This window comes from Parabacteroides sp. TM07-1AC (genome assembly GCF_003480915.1).
GTDB classification, from domain to species: Bacteria; Bacteroidota; Bacteroidia; order Bacteroidales; family Tannerellaceae; genus Parabacteroides; species Parabacteroides chongii.
Window position 1 is genome coordinate 324,453 of sequence record NZ_QUKD01000001.1, and the last position, 11,789, is coordinate 336,241.

Here is an 11,789-nt window from a genome sequence, read left to right on the forward strand (position 1 = left end):
ACTAAATTCATTAAAAGTCCCCAAAATTGATGTTTTTAGACTGAATTTATACAATCGATAATAAAGTCCTTTCTTGCCTTTACAGAAAGTTCCGGAACTTCGATCAATGTATATCCAGCCTTCTCATAAACATCTTTCATTACATAATACGTATCTACCGCTTCATCAAATGATTGTTTACGTTCTTTATCCGTGTGGTATATACTTTCCCATGGAGGAAGTATGAATACCTGTTCACTATACCTATATTTATCAACGGCCAGTTCTACATACTCCCGGTCGTCCAACTCTATCAGCCGTGCATAAGCCAATGTGTCGGGTATTCCCCTGTCAAAGAACATAGGACCTTCTTCCTTTGCATGGGTAAGATACGAATCGACTGATCGTTCCAGCATTATCTTCGTATACAGCCCTGTATTTTTCCAGGGCAGGGCCTCTCCTCCCTGCTGTTGTTGTTCTTTGATTATGTCTCGTGCAACCTCTTTAATCGTTTTTAATCCATCTCTTTCAAGTGCTTCTATTAGCGATGTTTTACCTGTTCCAGGCCCTCCGGTGATAACATATAAGCCTTTGCTATTCAACATGTTTTGTCATCTTTAAGATTGTTATGGTAAAAGGAAACACAACCCGGAAGAAAAGCTATTGTACCGGATTTGTACAGGCAAATATACTGGATTATTTCTTTATATCTATCAAATCTCTCTTAAATTTAACAATTCACTTTTGTTTTCTCCTGTCAATCTTTCTACCTTTGTCCGCGAAAGGGGGTGCCATACTGTAAACGGGCTGAGATTATACCCTGTGAACCTGATGCGGGTAATGCCGCCGTAGGAAAGACAGACAAGGCTTATCCCTCCTTTGGTATGTGAAAAATGAAAACAGATACGACGTATCGCTATCCGGTAGCACTTACAATCGCGGGTTCCGACAGTGGCGGCGGAGCCGGTATACAAGCAGATATTAAAACATTCTCCGCCATCGGCGTTTACGGAGCTTCCGTCATAACTTCGGTCACGGCACAGAATACCCAGGGTGTCAGAGGTATCCAGGCCATTTCTCCTGAGATACTGAAAGGACAACTCGATGCTGTCTTTGAAGATATCACAATCGATGCCGTAAAGATAGGCATGGTGCATAATAAGGCTGCGGCTGAAATTATCGTCGAAACAATCGACCGGTTTTCTCCTGCCTACATTATATTGGATCCGGTTATGATCTCTACCAGCGGGAATAAGTTATTGCAGGATGATGCTATCGAAGTCATTGTCCGGGAGTTATTTCGCCGGAGCACTCTGGTTACTCCCAATGTGGATGAAGCGGAATACCTGTCCGGCTTAAAGATATCCTCTGAAAAAGATATGGACCTGGCTGCCGGAAAGTTATTGTCTTTGGGTTGTAAGGCGGTTTTAATGAAAGGCGGACACTTGAAAACCAAAGATATGACCGATATATTATATATGTCGGGAATGTCTCCTGTCCGCTTGTCGGTTGAAACAATCGAAACGTTCAACGGTCACGGAACCGGTTGCACATTATCATCAGCTATTGCCGCTTACCTGGCTTTAGGAATGGAACTGTCCGATGCGGTCGGTTCTGCCAAAAAATATATCACACAAGCCATACAGAACGGAAAAGATGTCAGAACAGGACATGGGCATGGTCCGTTGAATCATTTTTTCGCTCCGGTTCCTTTATATAAAATAGAAATAAAGAAGTCATGAAGCTGATAGTCATTACAACTCCTTATTTCTTTGAAGGCGAAGGTGAGATCCTGACGGCTTTGTTTCAGGCAGGAATGGAAAAGCTACATATACGTAAGCCGCAAAGTCGTAAAGAAGAATTACGCTCGCTGCTAGATGCTGTTCCGGCAGAATATCATTCCCGTATTGTCATACACGATCATTTTGAGCTGGCAGCAGAATATGCTCTTGCCGGTATTCATCTGAACAGCAGAAATCAGAACATACCCGAAGGTTTCCAGGGAAGTATCAGCCGCTCCTGCCATTCTTTACAGGAAGTGAGGGAAAACCGACAACTGGATTATGTATTTCTCAGCCCGGTCTTTGAAAGCATATCCAAGGAAGGATATGGAAGCGGCTTCTCTTTATCGACCTTGCAGGCAGCTGCATCCTGTCGGATAATAAATGAAAAAGTAATCGCCTTAGGCGGTATCAGTGAAGAAACAATCCCCGCAATACGACACATTGGCTTTGGCGGCGTAGCCGTCTTGGGTGCGTTGTGGGGAACGGCTCCGAGTATATCGCAAAAGGACAGAATCATCCATCAATATAAAACATTACAATTATGATTGACTTAAGAGGTTTTAACCGGTCTCAATATGCAGCTTTTTACGAAGATGAGCTTCCCCTCATGTTTATTACCCATCGTACGGAAAAGTACACCGAAGAAGAGCAGACCAAAATGGCTCTAAAAGGCGGATGTACCTGGATCCAGTTACGGATGAAAGAGAATCTGAACTTGGAGACAGCCAAAAGGATCGTAAAGATGGTCGGATTCAGTAATCGGGTGTGCATAGACGACGATCTGGAAATTGCCATTAAAAGCGGGGCCTTCACTGTACATTTAGGAAAGAATGATATGCCGGTCAGTGAAGCGTGGAGAATCATTTTCGAACGATATTACGACGACCTTTTCCTGGTAGGCGCTACCGCCAATACCTTTGAGGATATTGTGGAAGCAAACAGGCAAGGTGCTTCTTATGTCGGTCTCGGTCCGTATCGTTTTACGGAAACGAAAAAGAATCTGAGTCCGATACTCGGTCTCGAAGGATACGAAAGAATCATGGAGCAATGCCGGGAAGCAGGATTAAAAATTCCTATATTTGCGATCGGAGGAATCCGGTACGAGGATATCGATCCTTTGATGGAGACCGGAATTACAGGGATTGCCGTATCGTCGGCCATTACCCAGGCTCCTGATCCTGTTAAAGAGATGAAACGTTTCTGTTCAAGAATAAAATATTATGTCAAACAAAGAGGTCACTTTGATTAAAATATAATACAATATAACAATGGCAAACAAGAAAAATACGATGCGTATAACCTATCCGTCGTCGGAGAAGATTTATATTCCGGGAGAGATCAACAAGATCAAGGTAGGAATGCGCAAGATCAAACTGCTGGATACTGTTACGGTGGATGAAAACGGGGAAAAGGTTTTCAAGAAAAATAATCCGGTAATTGTCTATGATACAAGCGGACCTTTCTCTGATCCGAAGATAAACATTGATATTGCAGCCGGTATCCCGCGTATCCGCGAAGAATGGTGCAGCAAACGCAAAGACATCGAGCAGTTGAGCGAACTTACTTCGGAGTACGGCCGTGCCCGGCTGGAAGATAAAAGCCTGGACACTATCCGTTTCCCGAAACGCCACCTGCCCTATCGTGCAAAAGAAGGCAAGAACATCACTCAGATGTATTATGCCAAACGCCGTATCATTACACCTGAAATGGAATATGTTGCCATACGCGAAAACCAGCAGATCGAGGCTTTGGGACTGAAATCGTACATTACACCGGATTTTGTCCGTAAGGAAATAGCTGCCGGACGTGCGATCATACCTTCCAACATCAACCATCCGGAAGCCGAACCGATGATCATCGGAAAGAAATTTCTAGTAAAGATCAACACGAATATCGGCAACTCCGCCCTTTCTTCCGGCATCAGCGAAGAGATCGAGAAAGCAGTATGGAGTTGTAAATGGGGAGGCGATACATTGATGGACCTTTCTACAGGCGACAATATCCACGAAACGCGCGAATGGATCATCCGCAACTGCCCTGTTCCGATGGGAACCGTTCCTATCTACCAGGCTTTGGAGAAGGTGAACGGAGACGTGGAAGCATTAAGCTGGGATATCTATCGCGACACTTTGATTGAACAGGCCGAACAAGGAGTCGACTATTTTACGATCCACGCCGGTCTGCTGAAAAGTCATATCGATCTGACCGCAACGCGCCTGTCCGGTATCGTATCACGTGGAGGTTCCATTATGGCGAAATGGATGCAGTTGCATAACGAAGAAAACTTCCTTTACACACATTTTGCGGAGATATGCGATATTCTGAGCCGGTACGACGTAGCTGTTTCCATCGGTGACGGACTTCGTCCGGGTTCTATCTATGATGCGAACGATGCCGCCCAGTTTGCCGAACTGCATGCTATGGGCGATCTGACGAAAATTGCCTGGGAGAAATTCGTTCAGGTGATTATCGAAGGTCCGGGACACGTTCCTATGAACAAGATACATGAAAATATGAAGGAACAGCAATATGCCTGCCACGGTGCACCGTTTTATACATTAGGCCCGTTGACAACGGATATAGCTCCCGGTTACGATCATATCACTTCAGCTATCGGTGCTGCACAGATAGCCTGGCACGGTACTGCCATGATCTGTTATGTAACTCCGAAAGAACATTTGGGATTGCCTAATAAGGAAGATGTACGTAACGGTGTGGTCGCTTATAAGATTGCCGCTCACGCAGCCGATCTGGCCAAAGGTCATCCGGGTGCCCAAGTACGTGACAATGCATTAAGTAAAGCTCGCTTTGATTTCCGTTGGAAAGACCAGTTCAACTTGTCTCTCGATCCGGAACGTGCTTTGCAATATTATAAGGAGAGTGCTGTCACTGACGGCGAATACTGTACGATGTGCGGTCCGAACTTCTGCGCAATGCGTCTGAGCAAGGACTTACACAAAGAATGTAAAGATTGATTTTTAGCGGGCGGTTGTAAGGGCCGCCCCTATTAAACGCTCTGCCAGCGCATACCCTTCATTATATAACGCTTCCAGCTTTTCCGGATTACTTTCCGTCCGGCCTACTTCCATTTTGTTTTCGGGACGGATCACGAATGCTTTCCCTTCTGCTTCCAGCCGGTCGATATAATCGAGTACTTCATTATACCGTTTATATCTCAATTTGAGTTGCTCCCGTATAGCCGGATACTGTTTATAGATGAATCCCGGCAGATAGAAATTCTTATCTTCTTTCCGGTATCCTTTGTTTCGCGTGAGAATAATTACATTCTTTTTGAAACCGTCGTCAATAGCACGCTGGATAGGAATCGCATCACAAACACCGCCGTCCACCATCGGAATCCCGTCGACATGGGCAACCGGACAAAGGACAGGTAACGTACAGGAGGCACAACAAATATCCACCAACCTGTTTTTATCCTTCTTCTCTTCAAGATATTCCGCTTTTCCCGTCAGGCAGTTGCTTGTGACCATTACGAACCGGTCCTTTGACTTGAAGTAGGTATCATAATCGAGCGGGTAATATTTCTCCGGATAGATGTAGAACAGATATTTCATATCGATATATCCCCTGCCGCGCAGAAAATGCCGCAGACCGATATAATTATATTCTTTCAATAAATCTATGTTACTGTATTTTGAGCGTCCTCGTTGCCGGGAAGCATATGAAATGCCATTGCTTGCTCCTGCCGATACCCCGATCGTATAGGGAAACCAGATATTGTGATCCATAAAGTAATCCAATACTCCAACCGTAAAAATGGCGCGCATCCCTCCGCCTTCTAAAACAAGTCCTGTCTGATTGTCTATTTCCATAATAAGTAAAATTAAAAGACCATTGCCTGGCTCACACCGGACAATGGCCACAAAAATATAATAAATCAGCGATAAAAAATAGTCTGTTTATAGAATAACTTCGTTCACTAGTGGACGATTTTGCCTGAAATCTTCGATATTCTGCAAAGTCGTTTCTGCAATATTATGCATTGCCTCCTTAGTAAAGAAAGCCTGATGTGAAGTTACGATCACGTTATTGAAAGATAATAACCGTGCCAGCACATCATCGTCGATGATCTTGTCGGATTTATCCTCATAGAAGTAATCACCTTCTTCCTCATATACGTCCAGTCCGGCTGCCGATATCTTCTTTTCCTTCAATCCCTCGATCAGGGCATTGGTATGGATCAACTGTCCGCGGCCGGTATTGATGATCATTACGCCGTCTTTCATTTTGTCGATCGAATCTTCGTTAATGATATAACGGGTTTGATCCGTCAACGGACAGTGAAGCGATATGATATCCGATTCACGATATAGTTCGTCCAAAGTTGTATAAGTAATGCCTTCTTCTTCCGCAAATTTGTGATCGGGATAAAGATCATAAGCAAGAATGCGCATGCCCAGCCCTTTCAATATCTTGATCAGTATCTTGGCAATCTTTCCGGTACCGATGATACCGACAGTCTTTCCATGCATATCAAATCCCATCAACCCGTTCAAAGAAAAATTGCCATCACGTGTACGCCAGTAAGCACGGTGTATTTTCCTATTCAACGACAGCATCAGCGCCAATGAATACTCGGCTACGGCATAAGGAGAATAAGCCGGAACACGGACAACCGGCAGTTTGCCTTTGGCTGCTGCAAGGTCTACGTTATTGAAACCGGCACAGCGCAAAGCCAGCAGCTTAACGCCATTCTTTGCCATGGCATCGATAACAGTCGCATCAGCAGTATCGTTTACGAAGATGCAAACAGCATCGGCATCTTTCGTCAGGACAACATTATTAGGGTTTAGATGTCCTTTATAATACTTGATATCATAATTATATTTCTCGTTTACCTGATCAAAGGAAGCTATATCGTAAGGTTTAGCTCCAAAAAATGCAATCTTGTATGACATATTCTATTATTTGTTTCTAATAGAACAGAATAAAGATATGAAATGTTGAGAATACCAATAGATTAATACAAATCCTGCAAGTGTTATCCAAAGTCTATAATAACTCTTGTTCCTTTATCTATTTCGGAATGTATATTCACTTTGGCTCCGTATGAATTTAAAATGCGTAGTGATAAACTAAGTCCGATGCCATGCCCGGCAAACTCACGTGTATTACTGGCACGATAGAACGGTTGATGGACACGCTTTAGCTCTTCAGTCGGGATACCTATGCCGGAATCTTGAATCTCAAGGACAGAACCTTTCAGACGCATTTCGACAGGCTTCTCTCCTGAGTATTTACAAGCATTGTTCAGGATATTACCGATGGCGATCTTTAGCAGGTGAGGATTCGCTTCCAGACAATAGGCAAAGGTATCGGTTGTAAAACGGATACGGTTACCGACAAACTGCATCAGAAAATCAGCCAGCATAATGTTTTCAGTGGCATTCTTCAAGATCTCTTTATCGCCGTGCGACAGGAAGAGAAGATGCTTCATTAACTGGATGATACGTTTCGTCTCGGAGGCAATACGCTGTAATGCAGCCTGATATTCGGCAGGGGTTCGTTCTTTCAACAGACTTATTTCGCATTCACCTTGTATGGCAGTAAGCGGATTGTTCAGTTCATGAGAAGCATTGCTGATAAAAGCTTTCTCGCTTTGGTAAGCAGCATCGATACGATCGACCATACGGATCGCATACAGTTTCCCGACAAAGTAGATCAAGACGGCACTTATAATGATCAGGGCAAGCAATAACCAGCCGATACGTTGCTGGATATCCCCTCCGTACTGGTTGTTCGAGATAACAAGGACGATGAAATTTCCCTCATTGTCCGGATAATAAAGGGCAGCTCCTACTTTCTCCTTTTCATGGAAAGTGATCACATTACCATTATATAATTGTCCGATCTCTTTCTCCGTCATATAACGGATCAATGTCGTATGCGTCTCCGAAATACTGTCCGCGTTCAGTAATATTTCGGTAGCAACAGGCAACGTCTCTTCATACCGTTTTTGTATGCGGGCGTAACTTTCCTCGTCCACTTCGTCCTTTTCCCAATGCTTCTCGGCAGTGGCATAGGCTTTTTCCGTCAGATAAGAATAATACAGACGGCTGATATAACTAGTCGCAATAAAATAGAAGAGGATCGTGACGAAAGCAATGATGCCGACTGTCATTGCCGTATAAAAGAAAGCTATCTTGTTCCCTGTTTTCATGCTTCCATCATATAGCCGATACCCACCACGGTACGGATCAGTTTATGATCAAAATCCTTGTCTATCTTGGCGCGAAGGTAATTGACATAGACATCGACAACATTGGTATTCGTGTCGAAATCCTTGTCCCATACATGTTTCAGAAGCGTCAGGCGATTGAGGGCTGTACCCTGATTGAGTATAAAGTATTCCAGCAGGCGATATTCCTTGACGGTCAGGTCGATGACAGCATCTCCCCGGAATGCCCGGTGGCTGGTCGGATCGAGAGTCAGATCACCACATCGCAAAGAGCCCGACGTTACCTCTGTTCCCGACCGTCGTAAAAGAGCCTTTATGCGGGCTTCCAATTCCTGGAAACTGAAAGGTTTAACCAGGTAATCGTCGGCACCGGCATCGAGACCGTTCACTATATCCTCCGTCGTTCCCAAAGCGGTCAGCATAATTACCGGCGACTGGAAACCATAGAGTTGGCGGTACTGACGGCATAGCTGTAAGCCATTCATCTTAGGCATGATAATATCCAGGATCAGCAGTTGGAAGTTTTCTTTCTGCAATAACTCCCAACCTGCCATACCGTCATAAGAAACACATACTTCATGACCGAATTCCTGCAATCCCCTCTCAATGAAAGAGGCTATATTTACTTCATCTTCTACTAATAATATTTTTGCCATCTGATTGCTTGTTTACATGGAAACACAAATATACGACAAATTTACAACCTCCGTTGTATCAGTTTTCCATCTTTGTCATAAAGCATCCGGCGATAGAATGCTTCGACCATCAGCGGGAAAACGAAGAGAGTGAAGAAAGTGGCTCCTATCAGACCGCCGATGATAACGATGGCTAACGGACGCTGGCTTTCCGAACCTATACCATGGCTGAGTGCTGCCGGCATCAGACCGATAGCAGCCATCGATGCAGTCATAAGCACCGACCGTACACGCGATTTCACACTCAACTTGACAGCATCCGACAAAGGCTCCCGTGCTTTCAGATTCCCTTTAATATCCGATATCATAATAACTCCATTCTGGATACAGATCCCGAAAAGGGCAATGAAACCGATACCCGCCGAGATCGAGAAGTTAAAACGGGTGATCAGAAGTGCCAGAATACCCCCTACTGCAGCATAAGGAACATTCAATAGCACCAAACCGGCATCCCGCGCATTCCCGAACAGCACGAACAGGATAACGAATATGATAGCAATGCTGACAGGCACAACCTGTGCCAATCGCTTCGTTGCACGCTGCTGGTTTTCAAAATCGCCTGTCCATTTCAACGTATAACCCTCCGGCAGCTTCACTTGTTTGCTTACTTTCTCCTGGGCTTCAGCCACTGCCGTACCCATATCCCGTCCGCGGACAGAAAATTTCACGGCACAGAAACGGGCATGATTATCACGATAAATGATGAGTGGTCCGGTTATTGTAGTAATGTCGGCCAGCTCCTTGATGGGAACCATCGTCCCGTCTCGGGCCGGAACCAGTATCTTCCCAATCTCATCTTCACTCCGGCGGAAATCCGATTCATAGCGGACCATAATGTTGAATTTCCGTTCATCTTCGTATAGCAGAGAAGCACTCTTACCTCCTATCGCCATTTCAATGATCGACTGTACATCTTCCTTTGCTACACCGTAACGAGCCAGACGCGATTCATCGAGCTCGATCCGCAGTTCCGGCTGACCGATATTACGGATCACGCCCAGGTCTTCAATTCCATCGACGGTCTCCAACACCTTGTATACCTCCACGGCTTTTTTCTCGGACTCATATAAATCCTTCCCGAAAACCTTTACGGCAATAGATCCCTTAACCCCACTGGCAGCTTCCTCCACATTGTCTGTGATCGGCTGTGAGAAGTTGAAATCGACTCCCGGATAGATAGCCAGGTTTTCTTCCATCTTTTCAATCAAACCGGCTTTGGTCAGCTTACTTTCCCATTTCTTCTCAGGATAGATATCCACGTGAAATTCAATGTTATAGAAACCGGTAGCATCCGTTCCGTCATTCGGGCGGCCTGTCTGCGAAAGTACCTGACGCACTTCCGGATAAGATGCCAGTTCACGGCGCATTTGGTTGGCGAGCTTGACAGATTCATCCAGGGAAATACTCTGCGGCAAGGTCGCACGGATATAAATGGAACCTTCATTCAACTGAGGAAGAAATTCCGTACCCAGCAACGTGAAACACCACAAACCGGCAGCAGCTGCCAAAGTAGCCAGACCGATCGTTGTTTTCTTGTGGGCATGGCAACGGTCAAATATAGAAACGGAAGTCCGGTTCACCCATGCCAGGAAAGGATTATGCTTTTCACGCACATTCTTCTTCAGCAGCATGGACGAAAGTACCGGTACCAATGTCAATGTAAATATCAGGGCACCCAACAAAGCAAATCCCAGGGTATAAGCCAACGGGCTGAACATCTTCCCTTCCACTTTTTGGAATGCGAAGATCGGAACCAGTGCAGTGATAATGATCAGTTTGGAAAAGAATACCGCCTTGGCACGGTCTTTTGCCGTATGACGGATCAGTCCCATCTTACTCATCACATTGAAAGCAGGCATCCCTACTTCCCGCGCCTTCTTGTCGAGAGCGACAAAAAGACCTTCCACCATCACCACGGCGCCGTCGATAATGATACCGAAGTCGATTGCTCCCATCGAAAGCAGGTTGGCACTCATCCCCATTGCCCGGAGACAGATAAAGGCAAAGAGCAGCGCCAACGGGATAATAATGGATACAATCACCGTTGTACGCCAGTCTGCCATAAAAATCAACACAATGAAAGTTACCAGCAAAATACCTTCTATCAGGTTATGCGTCACCGTATTCACAGCCAGGTCGACCAGATCCTCCCGGTCGTAGAATGAAACGATCCGGACATCTTCAGGCAATGCGTTCTCCTGTATGTCCGCTATCTTATCTTTCAGGGCTGCTATTACTTCGCCCGGATTTTCTCCTTTCCGCATAACGACAATACCTTGTACGACATCATCTTCATCCATCCTGCCCACCTGCCCCAGGCGAGGGAGGCTCGATTCATGTACACTTGCCAAATGTTTTACCAGGATCGGCGTTCCATTGATGTTCTTGACTACGATATTCTCGATCTCTTTCGTATCGTTGATCAGTCCGATACCGCGTACCACATAAGCCTGCGAACTTTTAGTGATCACATCGCCGCCCACATTAATATTACTCTTGGCTATGGCATCAAAAAGCTCAAGCGACGTCACATTATAATTAATGAGCTGGTTCGGATTGACACTCACTTCAAAAGTTTTTACTTCACCACCGAAACTCACGATATCCGCCACTCCCGGAACGGCACGCAGTTTACGTTCGATCACCCAGTCCTGGAAGGTCTTCAGCTCCCGGACGGAACGTTGGTCGCTTCGTAGCGTATAACGGAAAATCTCTCCCGTCGGTCCGTACTGAGGCTGAACCTCCGGTGTAACACCCTCGGGTAAGTCTGCATCATTCAATAGGTTATAGACTTGCTGACGAGCATAGAAATCGTCAGCATCATCATCAAACATCACATTGATCACCGAAAGCCCGAACAGGGTCGTACTGCGGATATCCGTCTTCTTCTGTACCGGATTCATGGCTATCTCGATGGGGATAGTGATGAACTTCTCTATCTCTTCCGCACTACGTCCCGGCCATTGGGTTATGATCGTTACCTTCGTGTTGGTAACATCGGGGAAGGCATCGACAGGGGTATGAACAAAGCTGACGGCACCGGCGATAATGGCTATGACGGTGCAGAAGAAGATAAAGAATTTGTTTTTCAGCGAGAAGGCTATTATATTGTCTATGAACTTATGCATATCC

General features: G+C 45.3%; 10 protein-coding genes and 1 riboswitch. Of the genes, 4 read left to right on the forward strand and 6 right to left on the reverse strand.

The window, feature by feature from the left end; all coding sequences use genetic code 11:
• Positions 1 to 35: 35 nt before the first annotated feature.
• On the reverse strand, positions 36 to 584 hold the full coding sequence (locus tag DXD68_RS01330) for an AAA family ATPase (RefSeq protein WP_122359964.1): 549 nt from the start codon (positions 582 to 584) through the stop codon (positions 36 to 38).
• 169 nt (positions 585 to 753) lie between these two features.
• A riboswitch (TPP riboswitch) is annotated at positions 754 to 851 on the forward strand.
• A gap of 21 nt (positions 852 to 872) precedes the next feature.
• On the opposite strand from DXD68_RS01330, the gene thiD reads away from it, so the two are divergent.
• The 4 genes from thiD to thiC all read left to right on the forward strand — a co-directional run bounded on the left by thiD (position 873) and on the right by thiC (position 4,738).
• Positions 873 to 1,721 carry a bifunctional hydroxymethylpyrimidine kinase/phosphomethylpyrimidine kinase gene (thiD, locus tag DXD68_RS01335; RefSeq protein WP_122359965.1) on the forward strand — a complete coding sequence of 283 codons (849 nt, stop codon included), beginning with the start codon at positions 873 to 875 and terminating at the stop codon, positions 1,719 to 1,721.
• Complete coding sequence (locus tag DXD68_RS01340) at positions 1,718 to 2,308, forward strand: thiamine phosphate synthase (protein WP_122359966.1); 591 nt, start codon at positions 1,718 to 1,720, stop codon at positions 2,306 to 2,308. Before thiD ends, DXD68_RS01340 begins: the two co-directional genes overlap by 4 nt.
• Positions 2,309 to 2,370: 62 nt before the next feature.
• On the forward strand, positions 2,371 to 3,012 hold the full coding sequence (locus tag DXD68_RS01345; RefSeq protein WP_233576996.1) for a thiamine phosphate synthase: 642 nt from the start codon (positions 2,371 to 2,373) through the stop codon (positions 3,010 to 3,012).
• Between the two features lie 19 nt (positions 3,013 to 3,031).
• Positions 3,032 to 4,738, forward strand: a complete 1,707-nt coding sequence (gene thiC, locus DXD68_RS01350; protein ID WP_122359968.1) for a phosphomethylpyrimidine synthase ThiC — start codon at positions 3,032 to 3,034, stop codon at positions 4,736 to 4,738.
• A gap of 3 nt (positions 4,739 to 4,741) precedes the next feature.
• Here the strand turns inward: thiC and DXD68_RS01355 are convergent, their stop codons facing one another.
• The 5 genes from DXD68_RS01355 to DXD68_RS01375 all read right to left on the reverse strand — a co-directional run bounded on the left by DXD68_RS01355 (position 4,742) and on the right by DXD68_RS01375 (position 11,785).
• Complete coding sequence (locus DXD68_RS01355; RefSeq protein WP_122359969.1) at positions 4,742 to 5,596, reverse strand: patatin family protein; 855 nt, start codon at positions 5,594 to 5,596, stop codon at positions 4,742 to 4,744.
• Between the two features lie 87 nt (positions 5,597 to 5,683).
• Positions 5,684 to 6,682: a 2-hydroxyacid dehydrogenase gene (locus tag DXD68_RS01360; RefSeq protein ID WP_122359970.1), complete on the reverse strand. Its 999-nt coding sequence runs from the start codon at positions 6,680 to 6,682 to the stop codon at positions 5,684 to 5,686.
• A gap of 83 nt (positions 6,683 to 6,765) precedes the next feature.
• The gene (locus DXD68_RS01365) at positions 6,766 to 7,944 is read right to left on the reverse strand and encodes a sensor histidine kinase (RefSeq protein ID WP_122359971.1); all 1,179 of its coding nucleotides are present in this window, start codon (positions 7,942 to 7,944) and stop codon (positions 6,766 to 6,768) included.
• Positions 7,941 to 8,618: a response regulator transcription factor gene (locus DXD68_RS01370; protein WP_122359972.1), complete on the reverse strand. Its 678-nt coding sequence runs from the start codon at positions 8,616 to 8,618 to the stop codon at positions 7,941 to 7,943. The genes DXD68_RS01365 and DXD68_RS01370 overlap by 4 nt, the downstream gene beginning before the upstream one ends.
• A gap of 41 nt (positions 8,619 to 8,659) precedes the next feature.
• Positions 8,660 to 11,785, reverse strand: coding sequence for an efflux RND transporter permease subunit (locus tag DXD68_RS01375; RefSeq protein WP_122359973.1), 3,126 nt, complete (start codon positions 11,783 to 11,785; stop codon positions 8,660 to 8,662).
• Positions 11,786 to 11,789: the final 4 nt, after the last annotated feature.